Source organism: Planktothrix pseudagardhii, assembly GCF_904830925.1.
Lineage (GTDB): Bacteria > Cyanobacteriota > Cyanobacteriia > Cyanobacteriales > Microcoleaceae > Planktothrix > Planktothrix tepida.
In genome coordinates this window covers 2,332,749-2,350,898 of record NZ_LR882967.1, presented here as the reverse complement: position 1 = coordinate 2,350,898, position 18,150 = coordinate 2,332,749, and the positions used below count along the sequence as shown (strand labels likewise).

Sequence of the window (18,150 nt, the reverse complement as noted above, 5' to 3'; positions counted from 1 at the left end):
CGGTTTCTTGGAATCGTCAATTTAAACACCCTGATTAGAGGCTAAAAACTCATGATGGTGCAAACCGTTACTAAAACCTATAGCTTTGAAGACTATCTCAATTATAGAGATGATACCGATCTTAAATATGAACTTTTTAATGGAGAATTAATTCAGATGACTCCCGCAAGTGGATGGCATTCGGATATTGTTGATTTTATACAAGAACAATTCAAAATAGAGATCCGCAGATTACAATTAGATTGGGTTGTGCGACCTGGAACTGTAGGAGTGAGAACCGGAATCAGAAAATCTCGCATTCCTGATTTATTAATTATGACGGAAACTCAGCGTCAACTTCTGAGAACATTACCCTCAGCTATTCTCGAAGACCCGCCTTTATTAGTGGTTGAAATTGTTAGTCCCAATAACCCCGATGATGATTATCGTTATAAACGTTCAGAATATGCAGCATTAGGCATTCCTGAATATTGGATTATTGACCCCCAAGCCTTAAAAATCTCAATTTTAACGTTAGTTTCTGGTTTATATGAAGTTATAGAAATGAGCCAAAAAGATCCGATAAATTCTATAACCTTTCCTGAATTAAAATTAAACGTTGAACAAATTTTAAATCCTTTTTAGACGGGTTCCCCTCGTTTCTAGGTTCTACCTAGAAATGAAAAAAGGAGGCTCTGCCTCCTATTATAATTAAGATTAGATCTCCTATTATAATTAAGATTAGAGGCAGAGCCTCAAATTGGCATTCCAATGCAGAGCATTGGAACGAGGAACTAATCAATTAAACGGATAAATTTCTTTTTGCCAACTTGGAGAACTTTACCCTTTAATTCATCAATAGAATTAAATATTATATCAACTTCAGAAATGCGATCGCCATCTAACTTAACAGATCCACCTTGAATTTCTCGTCGTGCTTCACTGCTGCTTTTACATAACTTACTTGCGCCGAGAATATAAAATAACTTAGCGGGAAATTGAATTTCAGCTAAGGAAAACTCAGGAACCGCTTCTGCTGTTTTTGCATCCCCTTGAACTAAGGTTAAAGAGGCTTTTTGAGCTTCTAACGCGGCTTCTTTTCCATGAAATTGAGACGCTATTTCTAATCCTAATAATTTTTGCTTGTCTCTAGGATTTTCGGGTAATTGATCAAGGGGAAGATTCGTTAATAGTTCAAAATATTGGTTTAATAAATTATCTTGAACCTTCTCTAATTTAGAATACATCGTTAACGGATCTTCCGATAACGCCACATAATTTCCCAGGGATTTTGACATTTTTTGAACGCCATCCGTCCCAATTAAAATTGGCATTAATAAACCAAATTGAGGTTTTTGTCCAAAATGCCGTTGTAAATCCCGTCCCACTGCTAAATTAAACTTTTGATCCGTACCCCCGATTTCAATATCCGCTTCCACCGCAACGGAATCATAACCTTGCATTAACGGATAGAGAAATTCATGTAAATAAATTGGACTTTCCTTTTCAAACCGCAGCGCAAAACCTTCTTTGGCTAACATTTGCCCGACGGTCATTGTTCCTAACAATTCCAGAATTTTAGCTAAATCTAATTGCGATAACCATTCCGAATTATAGCGAATTTCCAACCGTCCAGGGGTGTCAAAATCCAAAATCGGACGCAGTTGTTCTAAATAGGTTTGAGCATTTTTCTGGACATCTTCCGGGGTTAATTGACGGCGGACTTCGGATTTTCCCGTTGGGTCACCAATTCTAGCCGTAAAATCCCCAATAATTAACACAGCGATATGACCCGCATCTTGAAAAGCGCGTAACTTGCGAATGGGGATACTATGTCCTAAATGAATATCCGATGCAGTGGGATCAATGCCAAATTTAACCCGTAGAGGTCGATTTGTTGTCAATAATCGTTGACCCAAATTCTCATCGGGGTTCTCAGAGCTTATAATTTCAGGAAAAATCTCAGTAATCCCTCGGCGAAGGGGGGGAAAATCTTGTAGAGATACCGCCGATTCCAATTCTACAGAAGGTTGACTCACAGCCATGATCTTAAAATTCTTTTGCCAATTTAGGGTAAAATCCGTTAACCTTGATCCCGGAATAAAAATTTGATCCGTACCTTCGGGATTCTATCATTTCCCGCCCAACTAGGAGGAGATCTGTTCAACCCAAGCCTAAAGAAATCTGTTTCTAGGGTTTAACTGCACAATGCCAATGTTATATGCTATCACTGGAAGCTCAAAAAAAGTTAATATTTCTATCTGCAAGCCATAAATGTTATGTAGCCCTGTTTTCATTGAGGGAGTAAATTAAACGTGTCGTCAACTAACACAATCCCACAGGAGGTTCAGGTCAACAACTCATCAACGTTGTTTGACTTTGTTCAGTCTGTTAGCAAAGTAACTGCCGGAACCTTACTCGGCGTTACGATGTTAACCAGTTCTGTCGTCGCCGGTGGGCTGGTCGGCTTGGCAGTCAGTTTCCGCAATTTGCCGGATGTGCGGGTATTGCAGAACTATGTTCCTACAGAAACCACCCACATCTATGATATTAAAGGGGTTCCTCTGGCCAGTCTTCACGATGAAGCTAACCGGGAAGTCGTCTCTCTCAATCAGATTTCTCCCCATCTGAAACGGGCTGTTATAGCGATTGAAGACAGCAATTTTTACTATCACAAGGGAATTAACCCGACGGGGATTGTCCGGGCGTTTCTGGCTAACTTAGAAACGGGTTCCACGGTGGAAGGGGGTTCGACCCTGACCATGCAGTTGGTGAAAAACCTATTTTTATCCCCGAATCGTACCATTAGCCGTAAAGCCGCAGAATCGGTGATGGCGATTCGTTTAGAACAAATTTTATCCAAGGATGAGATTTTAGAACTTTATCTCAATCAAGTTTATTGGGGTCATAACCTCTATGGTGTGGAAACCGCAGCCCAGAGTTATTTTAATAAATCGGCGGCGGATTTAACCTTAGCGGAATCGGCAATGATGGCGGGTTTAATTCCTGCCCCGGAAGATTATAGTCCGTTTGTGGATTACAAAAAAGCCAAACAAAGGCAGTTAACCGTTTTGAAGCGGATGCGGGAACTTCAGTGGATTACCCCCCAAGAAGAAGCCCAAGCCAAGAAACAAACCTTACTCGTCGGCAAAATTACCTCCTTTAGCAGTAGCCGTCTTCCCTATGTGACGGAAGCTGTGGTTGAGGAACTTTCTGAACGCTTTGGTCGGGAGGCGGTTCTTAAAGGGGGAATGCGAATTCAAACCACCATTGATATGAATTTCCAACGGATGGCGGAAAAAACCATCAGTGAATGGCATGAAAATTTATACTATCAAGGGGTTTATAACAGTTTACAAAATGGCCAAATTGCCCTGGTTTCTATTGACCCTCGTACCCATTTTGTTAAGGCGATGGTCGGGGGAGCCGATTATAAAACCAGTCAGTATAATCGAGCCATTCAAGCCCTACGTCAACCAGGATCTGCCTTTAAACCCTTTGTTTATTATGCGGCTTTTGCTAGTGGCAAATACGGGCCGGATTCAACGGTTTATGATACGCCCGTAAGTTATCCCGATGGCTATGGCTATTATTCCCCCCAAAACTACGGTGGAGGTTTCTCTGGGGCGGTGAGTATTCGTACAGCCTTAGAACACTCCTTGAATGTTCCGGCGGTAAAACTGGGTCAAGAGGTGGGACTCAATCAAGTGATTGAAGTGTGTCGAGTCCTGGGAATTAAGAGCCCGATTGAACCTGTTGTTTCTCTACCGTTGGGGTCGGTGGATTTAACGCCGATGGAAATGGCTGGAGCTTATGCCACCTTTGCCAATGATGGCTGGCACTCTGACCCGACGTTTATTGTCCAAGTTACCGATAGTCAAGGCAATATTTTATTGGATAATACCCCAAAACCCCGATTAGTCTTGGATCAATGGGCTGTGGCGTCTCTCAATAGCGTGTTACAAGGGGTGATTAATAGCGGGACAGCGACTCGTGCCCAAATCGGACGTCCGGCGGCGGGAAAAACTGGAACAACCTCTTCTGAACGGGATATTTGGTTTGTTGGGTATACTCCCGATTTAGCAACGGCTGTTTGGGTGGGTAATGATGACTATACTCCCCTAACCTATGGGGCAACGGGAGGAACTATTGTGGCTCCGATTTGGCGTGACTTTATGTTACAAGCATTAGATGGGAAACCAGCCACTTCTTTTAAACCGGCTTCCGCTTATAGCAAACCTTAATTCAGAATCCAGTTCAGCTTCTAGTAAACCCAGAGAGGGAAACAATTTTTCCCGTGAGAAGAGTACAATAAAAGCAACACCCCCTGCTTAAGAAGTGGGTATCTGTTTCTGTGGGAATAAGCTAAAACGTTTTCCCTAGGCAATTGGAGTGATGGGTCTGTGGGAAATAACGCTCATTAGCTATTCCCAAAGATTAAAAGTTTTTATGCGTTAGGATCTAATTTGTTATGGAAAAGAATACATTTTCTTCGCCCAATACCACTCAGAAAGTGGAAGTTTCAATCCACATTGACTCGGAGTTACTCAATCAAATTAAACATCTGACCAATGATCCGAGTAAGGTGATTGAAACAGCCCTGCGTCAATGGCTTAGAGGAGAGCGTCCAGAGGATGAACTTGCCTTGACACTCCAGCGAAATCCCCCGATTCCACCGCGAGGGGAATGGAACGATTAAAATAAAATCCCTGATCAATCAGGATTTTGTTGATTGGGGTGTCTTAAATTCTCAATAGGAGATTTAGGGCAATCGCTGTATATAGTTGAGTAGGAGGCGCGGCTAAACGCTTCGATGTTGGATGGTTCAGTTAACACAGTAGTCGCGGATGCCAATGGACTTAGACAGGAACTCTCAGTTTGCAAGTTCAACTTCGGCTGACCCGATTTGGCAAGAGTTGGGTACTGATCTGGTTTTTATTCAAGATGCCGAGGGTCAGTATTTATCGTTTTATTGGCAACGACAGGATCGCTATCCGTTAGCGACGGATCAAATTATCGGTTCATCCATGGGGGAGTTGTTTAAACCTGTTGTAATTGCTCCCTATGAAGATCGAATTCGCCGCGTTTTAAGTAGTTTAATTCCAGAACGATTTGTTTATTCTTTTTCCTACGAAGAACAATATAAGCTGTTGTGTATTTAAACTGTGATTATAGCATTACCTTTGTTTTTAAGTTTACGTCCCCATTTAATAGATAACTGTCCTTCATTTAAAAGCTGATGTAATAAACACTCTAGCTCATCAACTGATTTAAAGAGTCGATGAGCTATATATTCTTTAGCTGAATGCCAGACTAATTCAATTAAATTATAATCTGGACTATATGCTGGAAGAAATTCTAAATAGACATTCGGCATTTCTGCTTTAATTTTTTCTAGGTACTCTTCTTTTTTGTGAAAACTTGCATTGTCAAGAATAATCAGGATCTTAGCTCCTTTTTCTACAAATTCTTCTGCTTGATTTCCCGCTAATACCCATTCATAAATTAGCTCTTGATAAAAACTTTTTAACACTTGATAAAAATTATCTGCATTTCCTTTATCCAGAAATTCTACAAATCTTTTTTTATCCGAGTACCTCAATCCTCCCATCACATTAACTCTTCCTTTCCTCCTGTCTCCTCTAATCTGTTTCCTCTTCCCTTTTTTACACCAATTCTTTCTTTTTATCACTCTTAAATTAAATCCACTTTCATCCCAAAACCATACCTGTAATTGTTCTGGACTTTCTTTTGCTATTTTCAAATATTCTTCTATTTTATCTTTAAATAATTTTCTTTTTTCTGGATCTCTTTTCTCTTCTAAGCTATACTTTGCCCACAAATAAACATACTTTTTTTCCTTTAATATCTTTCTCACTTGTGAACTACTTAATTTGATTCCTGTGATTTGTTCTAAATAAGTTGCCAATCTTTCTCCTGTCCATCTCCCAAATTCATATCCTAATTCTTCCGGTTCTTTTTCTACTGTTTCTAATAATATCTCTATATATTTGTCTGTGGCTTTTCTATAATTTCCTTTCATTCTTTCATCTTTTAGGCTTTCTAATTTGTCAGGGTCTCCATGTACACACCAATAACATACTTTGTTTAATGAGCAGCCCAAAAACTTGGCAATTTCACTTTGCTTTTTACCATCATTTAGCAATAATAAAATCAAGATTCTTTCTCGGATTTGTCCATTTTCTTCCTCTTTCAATCTTTTCTGTAGTTTCTCTACTTGCTTTTCATTTAAATGATTTTTAGCAGGCATCTTTTGATTGATTTTTCTAAACTTGGTTTTTCATTATACCCTATTTAGATGCTTAACAGCTTAAAACAAATTTGGCAACAAACCGTTAATAGTTTAGGGCAAGTTTTAGGGGTCAGTCGTTGTATTTTATGTCCCTATCGAGGCGGAAAAGAAGATCATTGGAACTTGCAAGAAACTCAAGTGGTGGCTGAATATCGCCTCGAAGAATTTCCGATGATGTTGGGTTTAGATCTGGAAATTGCCAAGGAATTAGGGTGGACACAAGCTTTAGCGACCTTAGAACCTGTTGTGGTCGAACGTACCTCTCCTGACCATGATCCTTATCAAAGGCATTCGATTTTAGTGGTGGCGACTTCTTATCAAGATCAACCGAATGGAATTATTAGTTTACAACAGTGCGATCGCTTTCGACAATGGACATCGGCGGAAGTGGAATTTATCAGAGAATTAGCGACTCATGTAGGAACCGCAATTGCTCACGCCACTCTCTATCAAGAGCTAGAAGAAGCTCGGATGGAAGCAGTCGCTCTTTCCCGATTAAAAAGTGAATTTTTAGCGAATACCTCCCATGAATTACGCACGCCTCTAAATGGAATTATTGGGTTTTTAAAGTTGGTTTTAGATGGGATGGTTGATGATCCCAAAGAAGAAGAAGAATTTATTCAAGAAGCTCACCGAGCCGCTTTACATTTATTAAATTTAATTAATGATGTTTTAGATATTGCTAAAATTGAAGCGGGGAGAATGGATATTGACTTGGCTTTAATTAAAGTCAATGAACTTTTAGAAGAAATTGAACATTTTACACGGGCGCAAGTGCAAGAAAAAGGATTAACCTTTACCGTCCAAAAAGCGGCTTATGAAGATGAAGTTATTATCTATGGAAATTATCAACGGTTATTACAAGTGATGTTAAATTTAGTCGGAAATGCAATTAAATTTACCCATGAGGGGGGAATTAATATTAGTTTGGGAATTCTTAAACAAACCGTTGTGTTTCAAAATCGAGAGTTTCCAGGAGTTGTAGAATTTCGGGTGGCGGATACGGGAATTGGGGTTCCCATCGAAAAACAAGATCGATTATTTAAAGCTTTTTCTCAAGTCGATGGAGGCTATACCCGCCAATATGGAGGAACGGGTTTAGGGTTAGTGATTTCACAGAAATTAATCCAAACTATGGGAGGAACGGTTAAGTTTTATAGTCTGGGTGAAGGGTTAGGATCAACTGTAACCTTTACTGTTCCCCTCTATCAGGAACCTCGGAATATGAGTCATTAATTGAAAATTGAGGTGTTGACTGATTTAATATTTTCGGGCGGTGAGGAAATACGTCAACATTTCGCCTTTTCCTTTAATATCAATTAACCCTCGTTCTTCAAATATATATTTATCTTTTAAACGTTCATAGGTAGCGACGGTAACTTGAATTTTTCCTGCGATTCCATGGGATTCCATACGATTTGCTGTATTAACAGTATCTCCCCATAAATCATAAGTAAACTTTTTTGTGCCAATGACTCCCGCTTCCACTGCGCCTGTATTAATTCCGGTTCGCATTTGTACAGGTTCATTTCCTTGCAGATGAAATTGACCGATAATATTTTGCATATCTAAAGCCATATTAGCGATCGCTTCAGCATGATCATCCCGTGGCGTGGGTAATCCCCCAACCACCATATAAGCATCCCCAATAGTTTTAATTTTCTCTAATTCATATTTTTCTGCTAATTCATCAAACGCGGAAAAAATTTCATTCAGAATTTCGACTAATTGAGCCGGGGATAAATTAGCCGATAATTTTGTAAAATTAACAATATCTGCAAATAAAACCGTCACATCTGCGAAACTATCCGCAATTGTGCTTTCACCCCGTTTTAATCGTTGAGCGATCGCTTCGGGCAAAATATTTAATAATAATCGTTCCGATTTTTCCTGTTCTTCCGCTAATTTTTTTAAATAGGCTTGTTCTTGATCCCTTAATCGTTTCTTTTCTAAACAAGCATTAATTCGAGCTTTTAATAAAACCGGATTAAAAGGTTTTGATAAATAATCTTCTGCCCCTAATTCAATACAACGCACAATACTATCAATATCATTAACCGCCGAAATCATCACCACCGGAATATGACGCAAAGCCGGATCAGCTTTCAAGGTTTCTAACACCTGATAGCCATTCATCTGAGGCATCATAATATCCAACAACACCAAATCCAGGGACATTGAACCCATCAGTTCCAACGCTTCAAAACCATTAGAAGCCACTGTCACCCCATAACCTTGACGCTGGAGTCGTTTGGCCAGCAGATCACGGTTCACTTCATTATCATCAACAATTAGTACACGATCCGGTTCAGCGTCCATCTCTATTCGTGGCTCCTACGCTCGTTTTGGGATAGTAACAACGAGTGCCACGCCTCCAACTAGGGTTTTCATATTATCAACAGAGATAATTAACGGTTGTATCCGACAACGTAGATGACAGTAGACGTGGGGGTGTTCCTTGGGTATGATCCCCCATCAGGGCTAGATCTGAGCCCGTGATCAAATCGGTTCATATCGCGCACAAATAATAACACACTCACTAATTGACTAGCTAGATGGGGATAAACAGCACAGGACGGGATAAAATCCGAGCGTTAACCCGATGAAATTTAAGCTCAGGGTGCAGGAGCTTTGTTTAAGCAGAGTTCTATTTTTTCCAACAGACGGGGAAATTCCACTGGTTTAGTATCATAATCATCACATCCAGCTTTTAAACATTTTTCGCGATCGCCTGCCATAGCATGGGCCGTGAGTGCAATTACAGGAATTCCCCCAGTTTTGGCATCGGCTTTAATTTGTCGAGTGGCTTCCCAACCATCCATCACCGGTAAACTCATATCCATCAGGATTAAATCGGGCATCAGGGAATGAGCTAATTCCACACCCTTTGCCCCATCTACGGCAATAGATACCTCATATCCTTTTCGGGATAGTCGCCGTTGTAGCATATCCCGATTCATTTCATTATCTTCAACTAACAAAATCTTTACCATGATCCAATCTCAACGTTGATAGTTTAGCGTTAGAATTCTCACGATTTAGAACTTAAGGGGGACTGTTTCAGGCTGGCATTTAACAAGATATGAATTTCTCGTAAAAGATCTTCACAGCTATAACTGCCTTTCTGAAGAATCTGCTCCACATAGCCCCGCAATAGTACCCATTCTGTGGGGGTTAATTCAGCCGCCGTTAGGACGATAATCGGGATATTTGCCCACTGATCTGTTCTGTGAAGGTCATGAATTAACTCAAAACCACTTTTTTCCGGGAGGACTAAATCGAGCAAAATCAGTTTGGGGGCTGACTGTTGAATCAGTTGCAAAGCCTCCTGACCATTTCCGGCTTCTTGGACAATCCAGCCCTGTCGCTGTAATAACCCCCGTAATAGTTGTCGGGTAGCGAGATCATCTTCGACCACTAAAATATGATCAGCCACAGGAAGCATATCCCGTTTCCGATCCGGGTGATACTTACTCAACAAAGCACTTAGGCGCTTACCATCAAACGGTTTGGTCAAATAGTCCGATGCACCAAGAGCAAAACCTCGATTTTTGTTGCTGATGAACGATAGCACAATCACAGGAATATCAGCGAGATCTGGATCAGCCTTTAATGTCGATAATACCGTCCAACCGTCCATTTTCGGCAAAATTATATCTAATATAATGGCATCGGGACGCTGCTGCTGGGCACGAGCGAGCCCTTCTTCCCCCGTTGCTGCCGTTTCTACCTCCAGTCCTTCCCGAATAAGTGATCGCTCAATTAAATCCCGTGTATTGGGATCATCATCAATCACTAACACGGTAATCGATGGCTCATTCACGTGTTCGGAAGGGTCATCCAGAATGATATCCGTTTCCCCTAGAGCGTCGATGTCTTCGACAGTAGCTTCTAAATTCGGATATTCTGAGCCTTTGAATTGAGATTGAACCAACAAAGGTAAATAAATGGTAAAGGTGGAACCTTTGCCTAATGCACTGTCAATGGCGATATGGCCTTGCATCATTTGACAAAAGCGTTGACTAATGGTAAGCCCTAACCCGGTTCCCCCATAGCGGCGAGTAGTAGACGCATCCCCTTGGGTAAAGGGTTGAAACAATTGTTTTTGTTGTTCGGGGGTAATTCCAATTCCGGTATCTCGCACTTGAAACTGAATATAATTGGCATCATCCGATGGCGGATCAAGGGATAAATCATTGTCCCGAACCCACTCAAAGGGAAGGCTTTGGGCACGACTAATATTCAGGGTAATTTCACCTTCCGAGGTGAATTTAGCCGCATTACTGAGTAGGTTCAACAACACCTGTCGAACTTTTGTTAAATCAGCGTGCATGGTGTCAGGCGCATCAGGGGCATAGTAAATATTTAAACTATTTTTATTTTGATCGACTAGAGGTTTAGCTGTTGTGACAATGCTCTCAATTAACATGGAAATTTGAAAGGTTTCCAAATACAAATCCATGCGTCCGGCTTCAATTTTAGAAATATCTAAAATATCGTTAATCAACGCTAATAAGTTGCGTCCGGCGGTGCGAATCCGATCTAAATCGGGGACAATATCGCCATAACCGGAGTCTCCTGCTTCCTCTGCTAAAATCTCACTATAGCCAATAATAGCGTTGAGTGGGGTGCGAAGTTCATGGCTCATATTAGCTAAAAAGGTACTTTTAGCTCGGTTAGCAGCAACAGCTTCTTCTTTCGCTTGTTTTAAGGCTTCGGCGGCGCGTTTACTCTCAGTAATATCTTCAATTGTACCTTCAAAACATAGTAATTGTCCGGTTTGATCCCGAACCGCACGGGCGTTTTCTGAGATCCAAATCATGGTTCCATCTTGACGATAGACTTGGGATTCAAAGCCGGATACAGAATGATTGGCTTGAATTTCTGCGATAAATTCGGCTCGACGGTTAGGATTTACATATAATTGATGATTAATATCCGTAATAGTTTCTAATAAATCTTCGGGAGAATTATAACCTAAAATTCTCGCTAAGGCTGGGTTAGCACTAATATATCGTCCTTCTAGGGTCGTTTGACAAATACCTTCGGCTGCATTTTCAAAAATACTCCGATATTTGGCTTCTGTTTGTCGCAGAAATTCTTCCGTTTGTTTGCGTTCAATGGCATTAGAAAACATTTCTCCGACCATTTTCAACAATGCAATACTATCCGATGACCAGGTATAACTTGAATGAATGGAATCAAACCGCAAAAATCCAACAATAGACCGACGACAGACTAAGGGAACTAAAATAATGGATTGAATTTGAGGTAAAGTATCGGTTTCTGAATAAGACGATACATCTGAAACGGGATGAAACTGCTGCAAATACTTTAAATCCTTTAGGGCTTCTGGGGGTAAATCCTGAACAGCAAGATAAATATTTTCATAGCGATTGAGTTGTCGTTCTAACCAAGGAATATCAGCCCCATAAAGTTTAGAACCGGAAATTTTTTTGATTAAATCTGTCAATTTGGAAGGCTGTTGAGAACGCTGATGTGGAGTTTTTATTGCCAACCATTGATAAATCGAATTCATCTGTATTTCTTGCTCGGAAAATAAATATAAATAGCTTTGTTCTACTCCAATAAAGGTACTAATTCGTTGTAACGCTTGTTGAATCCCATTTTCAATTTCATCCGTTGTTAAACTAATAAAATGGGTCGATAAATTAGTAATCAGTTGTTCAAATTCAACGCGATATTGCAAAGCTTTTTCGACTCGTTTGCGTTGGGTAATATCCCGAAAACTCCAGACTCTTCCCACTAATTTTTCTCCCATTTGGGAGGGATGGGAATATAACTCAAAAATTCGCCCATCTTTGAACTCCACCACATCATAAGTCGGGGTATGGGGTTCCGAAGATAACTGCATCACGGTTTTGAGAAATCGAGGCGGATCTTTTAATTGTCTTAACACAAAGGCTAAGACCGATTGATCATGGGGGGGCTTTAATAATCCAGGAGGAACTTGCCACATTTCCACGAATTTTTGATTAAAATTTAAGACTTTTCCCGTGCGATCAACTGCTAAAATTCCTGCATCTGTTGAATCAAAAGTAGCTTGTAATAAAGAGATAGATCGTTCCGCCTCTAATTGAGCTTGTTTGCGTTCGGTAATATCTAAAAAAACTAAGGCGGCTCCGACAAACGTGTTTTGTTCTAAAATCGGTGTTAATACATAGGAAACGGGTAAAATATTGCCATCGGCACAGATAAATTGATCATCACTGGATGCGATCGGTTCCAGAAGGGACGCTAACCCTGTAGCGGAAGCAGCAGCCAGCCGTTGAAACGTATTCAGAGATAATCGAGAACGGGCTCCAATGCGGTCTAAAATGGAGTTTCCGACTAATTCGGCTTCTGACCATCCCAATAGTCTTTCCGCTTCGGGATTCATGGATAATAAACAGCCCTGGGGATCTAAGATACACAATCCAGCACCTAGGGAACTAATCACCGAGCGCAGTCGATCCCGTTCCGCTTGTAAACGGGCTTCCGACTCCTGACTTTGCTGGTTATACAACTCTAACAATTCTCTGGAGGACAGGGTAAGGGAACGCTCCATCAAATAGCGTTCTTGATCGGCTTCCTTGTAGCTGCGGCTGACACGCTCCAGAAATTCTTCCCATGTAGCGATATCCACCGGAGGAGTCTGTGGATCAAGACCCAGGCGTCTGAGTTGGCGTTGGAGCGCATAGTGCATAGAATCTTAAGAGTGAAGAAGTCAGGATGCAGCCATTCATCAGAGACAATAGGGATAAAGCTAGGATTAGCTACTATTTTCTCGAATGGTAATTAAGGTCATGGTTTGATTGTGCAGTTCGCAGAGAGAGGCGACACCCGTAGGAGCTAGTTCCCCGTAGGAGTAAAAACCCATTTGTTGGGTTCCTTGGGGTAATTCATCTAGTGTAGCTTCTAATTCTTCTTCAGTACGCTCTCCTAGAACTAATCGACGACCGGAACCACTCATCGCGATCGCTAAAGTGGGTTCTAACATTATTGCCTGATTCTGGTTCAATTTCTGCTGTTCCCATTCTCCCGTTTTGCGTTGATTACTATTGCGAGTAATGAGTGCTGCTGCTAATGCTCCATCCACTAAACGCTCATAATTTCCTCGCATAAGTTGAGCAACAGAACCGACAGGAATATCACCTGTAAAAGTTAGGGATTTTGTCTCTTCATTAATGCCGATTAGGGTTCTCACCGTGCGTTTACGAGCTAAGGGAGTTCCCAATGCTAAAGGAAAAAATAAGCCACTGGTGGGCAAATTTCGGGCGTATTTGCCTAAATATTCTTGATAGAGTTGTAAAACCGGTTTGTGATCTAATTCATACAAAATATTGTGGTGGGAACGAGTGACTTGTCGTTCAGGGCCAAAGATTGTCCAACCCCCTTGGGAACCATAGCTAATTGCAATATCATTTCCATAAAATCCAACGGCGGAAACAGCACCAGAAATGGGTAAACGATTTTGTAAAATCCAAGTACGTTTAAATTGATGATTATCGGCGGCTAATCCTCCAACAATTAAGATAGGATCTGAAGAATTAAAAACAGAACTTTGATATAAAATTGAATTCACACCTCGTAAAAATTCACTGCCATTGAGTTGTAATCCATCTCCTAAAATAAAGACAGCTTTTAACTGAGGATCAGCCAATTGTTGAGCAATAGAACGACCTGCTTGATAAGAATAATCTTGTCTTTGAAGCGGATTTGATGAATTTGTTTCTTCAGAAAGGTGACAAAATGCTGTTTTTAATGAGGTATTATGAAATTGCAAAACACTGACGATTAAACTATCCTTCATCAAGGTTGAACCCCAAATTTCTCCGGCGGTTGAACACCCAATAAAATGAGATTGAGGATAAGCTTCTTTTAAGTCTTGTAAAGGTTCGAGATCGTCTTGAAACTGAACCCCACCAAAGACAATCACTAAAGTTTGATTTGAGTCCAGGGAGGGCAATGTTTTGACTGACCAGCCCGTGGGTTTCTTCCAGAAAAAAGTTTCTAATTTCATGATGAACTGGGTACAAAAGAAAAGGAAAAAATCAGGGAAATTGAGTAGAGGAAGATACTTCGGGGGGAGTTAAACGTTCCTCTTGTTGTTCGGCTTTGAGTTTAGGTTGAAGATAGAGATTTTCAACTAATGCCGCGACTCCGGCAAACCAAGGGGGAACAATTAATGCCCCCATAATTCCGAGAACTTGTACACCACCGAGTACGGATAAAAGCTGATATAAGGGGTGAATTCCCACCGATGAACCCACTAATAAGGGATCGAGAACGTAGGTTTCAACATTTTGAATAATTCCATATAATAATAATACCCAAACCACTAAAAATCCCCCTTTGGCTAAGGCAACAATTAAGGCAGGAATTGCTCCTAAAATCGGCCCTAAAAAGGGAATTAAATTGGTAACTCCGGCAATAGCTCCTAAGCCAATAGCAAAGTCTTTTAAGCCTAAAAATCCTAATCCCGTTGTTGTGGCTACCCCTAAAATTCCAGAGACGAGAATTCGCCCTCGAATATAACCCCCCATCCGTTGGCTAATGGGATCAACTTGGGCGGCTAATCGTTCATTCCAAGGATAGGGAAAAAATTGAATAAAACTATGAATTAAGGTTTTACTATCCGCTACCATATAGCCGGAAATAAATAAAGCTAAAATTAAACTGGCAACTCCCCCTAAAATTCCCCTCGTAATTCCGTAGGAACGTAAAATTAATTGTTGGCTGGAACGAATCACCCAACTGGTTAAAGATTGAGGATCAATGAGTTGTTCAATAAAGGTGGAAGTCTCTGATCCTAATCGACCGGCTAAATCCGTTGCAATTCTAATAATTTGTTCTGCAAAAACGGGAGATTGACGGACTAATAAGGTAATTTGATCCACAACCGCAGGCCCAATGACTAAGCCAAATCCCATTAATCCTGCGATTAAGGTTAAATAGACGATAACAACCGCTAACCATCGAGGAACCTGTTTTTTTTCTGCCCAATTGACAAGGGGGACAATAGAAGCAGCCAAAACAACAGAAATCATTAATAGAACGATTAAACCTCGCAGTTGCCAAAGCAGGACAAGCAGGAAAACCGATGCTACAATCAGAAGCAGACTAGAGAGAGAAAATGAGATACGTCGTTCAGATTTCATGGGTAGGCCGTGAGTTAGTCTAAGGAATGGAGACCTATCAAAGACCCCGTTTAATTCTATTCACCTGCTTTTTTAGTTTAATCATTACTGGAACATTGGTCAAGAGGAATTCTTTATTGATTGGTTATCAACTCTTTCGGAAGTTCTGTTTTATTTTATAATTGAAAAATTAAGAGAGTTTTAACTGTCTTAATGGTTTCTATCTGGGTAGAAGGTTCTTTATGCGAATTCATGTTGAAGGCTGGCGTTTTATGCCCCATTCTTATAGCATTATTAATCAATTCCAACTCTTGGAAATGCTAAGGCGATCGCCCTTACAATTAACCCATGAAGACATTCCTAGTTTAAAACCCCAATGGCAAACTTTTACCGGATTATTCAATCCTGAATTAGAAACTCGTTTACAACAAATTCCTCAAGCTATTAACCCCGTTGCTGATGTTACCCTCAGAATTCATCAACCGTTTAATTTTAAATCCTCTCTCAGTCGAAAAACCCTGGTTTATGCCACTGCACCTTGGGGAATTTTAATTGATTCATCCGCCCCCCTTAAACCTTTATTTCACTTAAAAAATCAAATTCTTAATCCTGATATCACAATTATTACACCGTCTCAATGGTCACGGGAAGGATTCATCAGAAGTGGTCTAAATCCTCAACAGGTAAAGGTTGTTCCTTGGGGTGTTGACCCAAGGATCTATTATCCTCTCAATCAAACGGAACGAACCGCTTTAAGGCAACAATGGGGATGGGATGATTATTTTATTTTTCTTCATATCGGTAGTTTACAAGATCAAGATGGAATTAAACCGATTTTAAAGGCATTTTCTCAAATTGTAGAGGATTATCCACAGGCGAGATTAGTCTTAAAAGGATCAAATCTATTTCACGATTCTGATCAATGGTTAGAGAGTGCCTTTAAAACTGTATTAACAGAAGAACAAGTTACTAAAATTTACCCTAAAATTGCCTATTTGAATCAACCTTTATCTTGTACCGCCCTAGCCCAATTATATCAAGTTTCTGATGCCTATTTAGCCACAGATGTTGCAACGGCTTTTAATTTATCGGTCTTGGAAGCTGCTGCATCAGGATTACCGATTATTTGTAGTTCTGGAGGTGCGACAGAAGACATTACTGATGAGCAGTTTACCTGGAAAATTAAAAGCTCCTTTAAGAATCAAATTATTCACAACCAAAGTCGGTTTTTCCTACATCCCAGTTGGGAACATTTGGCAGAATTAATGCAAGAAATTATAGACCATTCGGAATGGCGAGAACAAGCTAAAAAAATCGCTCCTCAATGGATAGCAGAACGTTATACCTGGAAACATACCATTGATCAACTGTTGGAAATTGCTCAACAAGAAACTCCCATCGCCTGGGGGGCTCCCCATCGTAACCTTCCCGTTTCTTTATCGTCTCCTCACAGTATTATTGTGGAAGGATGGCGAGATCTTCCCCATTCCTATTCCTTTATTAACAGTTACCAACTGTTAGAAATGGTCAAATATCCAGCTTTAAAAGTTTTTCATAAAGATATCCCCTATGTCACCTCTGAATGGAAGCCGAGTAAACAGTTATTAAGTCGGGAAGCTGAGGATATTTTAGATCGGATTCCTGCTCCTGAAACTGACCAAAAGGCAGATGTTACTCTCCGGGTTTATTGTCCGTTTAATTTAACAGCTTCTCCGAGTAAAAGAACTGCTATTTTTGGTTGTACAGAATGGGGAATTGTACCCCGTTCTATTTTAAACGGGATGAAAATTGACTGTTTTAGAGAAGCACATCGCCATTGGGATACCTTAATTATTACGTCTTCCCATTGGTCACGAGAAGGATTTATTCGCAGTGGTGCGGTTCCTGAACGAGTGGTGGTAATTCCGTTAGGAGTGGATACCCAGATTTATCATCCTTTACCCGAAGAGAAACGACAGGAACTTCGCCAACAATTGGGATGGAATGATAGTTTTATCTTCTTAAATATTGGAGTAATGTGGAATGAACGTCAAGGGATTGATCGGATTTTAAAAGCCTTTGCTCGAATTACTGAAAAATACCCAGAAGCTCGATTATTATTAAAAGGCAGAGATGCAATTTTTCCCTCAAAAGATTATCTCAAACAAGCAACAAAAGACAGCTTAAATGATGAAGAAATACAACGAGTTTCTACTCGAATGCGCTATATTGGTAACAATTTATCCTCCCTAGAAATGGCGCAATTATATCAAGCTGCTGATGCTTATGTGTCTCCCTATTCCGCCGAAGGGTTTAATCTTCCTGTCTTAGAAGCGATCGCCTGTGGCGTTCCGGTCATCTGTACCGATGGGGGGCCAACGGATGATTTTACTAATGAAACATTAGTGTATAAAATCAAAAGTACCTTTGATAAAATTACCTTACCAAGCGGTGAAACTCGATTCTTTTTAGAACCAGATCAAGAACATTTATTTGCCTTAATGGAAAAGGTGATTGAAAACGTAAATCTTTATCAAACCTTACAAAAAATGGGGCCGAATTTTGTCGAACAAAACTTTACCTGGAAAATTATTGTTGAGCAGTTATTAAAGGTTTTATTTCACAACCTTTAATTTTAAAATTAATCCCCAAACAGATGATTTTTAACCGAGAAATTTATTCTCAGTTTTAAGATTGAGATGTTCTGACTGTTTTTGTTGAAACGGACTTTATCTAGTC

General features: G+C 40.3%; 12 protein-coding genes and 1 pseudogene. 6 read left to right on the top strand and 7 right to left on the bottom strand.

Going from position 1 to position 18,150, the window contains the following annotated elements:
• Window positions 1–51: 51 nt before the first annotated feature.
• Window positions 52–624, top strand: a complete 573-nt coding sequence (locus NMK36_RS09865) for a Uma2 family endonuclease (RefSeq protein WP_254173642.1) — start codon at window positions 52–54, stop codon at window positions 622–624.
• Window positions 625–773: 149 nt separating this feature from the next.
• Here the strand turns inward: NMK36_RS09865 and tyrS are convergent, their stop codons facing one another.
• A complete protein-coding gene (gene tyrS / locus NMK36_RS09860) occupies window positions 774–2,024 on the bottom strand; it encodes a tyrosine--tRNA ligase (RefSeq protein ID WP_254173641.1) in 1,251 nt (416 codons plus the stop codon).
• A gap of 384 nt (window positions 2,025–2,408) precedes the next feature.
• On the opposite strand from tyrS, the gene NMK36_RS09855 reads away from it, so the two are divergent.
• The 3 genes from NMK36_RS09855 (at window position 2,409) to NMK36_RS09845 (ending at window position 5,141) form a co-directional block, all read left to right on the top strand.
• Complete coding sequence (locus tag NMK36_RS09855; RefSeq protein ID WP_254175174.1) at window positions 2,409–4,223, top strand: transglycosylase domain-containing protein; 1,815 nt, start codon at window positions 2,409–2,411, stop codon at window positions 4,221–4,223.
• 227 nt (window positions 4,224–4,450) lie between these two features.
• The gene (locus NMK36_RS09850) at window positions 4,451–4,678 is read left to right on the top strand and encodes a type II toxin-antitoxin system CcdA family antitoxin (RefSeq protein ID WP_072722190.1); all 228 of its coding nucleotides are present in this window, start codon (window positions 4,451–4,453) and stop codon (window positions 4,676–4,678) included.
• A gap of 148 nt (window positions 4,679–4,826) precedes the next feature.
• On the top strand, window positions 4,827–5,141 hold the full coding sequence (locus tag NMK36_RS09845; RefSeq protein WP_254173640.1) for a hypothetical protein: 315 nt from the start codon (window positions 4,827–4,829) through the stop codon (window positions 5,139–5,141).
• Here the strand turns inward: NMK36_RS09845 and NMK36_RS09840 are convergent.
• Complete coding sequence (locus NMK36_RS09840; protein ID WP_254172743.1) at window positions 5,138–6,250, bottom strand: IS630 family transposase; 1,113 nt, start codon at window positions 6,248–6,250, stop codon at window positions 5,138–5,140. The two genes, NMK36_RS09845 and NMK36_RS09840, sit on opposite strands and share 4 nt — an antisense overlap.
• Before the next feature lie 60 nt (window positions 6,251–6,310).
• Between NMK36_RS09840 and NMK36_RS09835 the strand changes: the two are divergent.
• A pseudogene (locus NMK36_RS09835) lies at window positions 6,311–7,528 on the top strand (sensor histidine kinase); the annotation flags it as partial.
• Window positions 7,529–7,552: 24 nt separating this feature from the next.
• Here the strand turns inward: NMK36_RS09835 and NMK36_RS09830 are convergent.
• The 5 genes from NMK36_RS09830 to NMK36_RS09810 form a co-directional block, all read right to left on the bottom strand.
• Window positions 7,553–8,611, bottom strand: coding sequence for an adenylate/guanylate cyclase domain-containing protein (locus tag NMK36_RS09830; protein ID WP_072722192.1), 1,059 nt, complete (start codon window positions 8,609–8,611; stop codon window positions 7,553–7,555).
• Window positions 8,612–8,907: 296 nt separating this feature from the next.
• Window positions 8,908–9,285 carry a response regulator gene (locus NMK36_RS09825; protein WP_072722193.1) on the bottom strand — a complete coding sequence of 126 codons (378 nt, stop codon included), beginning with the start codon at window positions 9,283–9,285 and terminating at the stop codon, window positions 8,908–8,910.
• Window positions 9,286–9,323: 38 nt separating this feature from the next.
• Window positions 9,324–12,998 (bottom strand): PAS domain S-box protein, encoded by a 3,675-nt coding sequence (locus NMK36_RS09820; protein ID WP_254173639.1) that lies wholly within the window; start codon window positions 12,996–12,998, stop codon window positions 9,324–9,326.
• A gap of 66 nt (window positions 12,999–13,064) precedes the next feature.
• Window positions 13,065–14,315 carry an FIST signal transduction protein gene (locus NMK36_RS09815; protein WP_072722195.1) on the bottom strand — a complete coding sequence of 417 codons (1,251 nt, stop codon included), beginning with the start codon at window positions 14,313–14,315 and terminating at the stop codon, window positions 13,065–13,067.
• A 31-nt stretch (window positions 14,316–14,346) separates the two neighbouring features.
• Window positions 14,347–15,453: an AI-2E family transporter gene (locus NMK36_RS09810; protein ID WP_072722196.1), complete on the bottom strand. Its 1,107-nt coding sequence runs from the start codon at window positions 15,451–15,453 to the stop codon at window positions 14,347–14,349.
• Between the two features lie 221 nt (window positions 15,454–15,674).
• On the opposite strand from NMK36_RS09810, the gene NMK36_RS09805 reads away from it, so the two are divergent.
• Window positions 15,675–18,044 carry a glycosyltransferase family 4 protein gene (locus tag NMK36_RS09805; RefSeq protein ID WP_254173638.1) on the top strand — a complete coding sequence of 790 codons (2,370 nt, stop codon included), beginning with the start codon at window positions 15,675–15,677 and terminating at the stop codon, window positions 18,042–18,044.
• Window positions 18,045–18,150 lie beyond the last annotated feature (106 nt).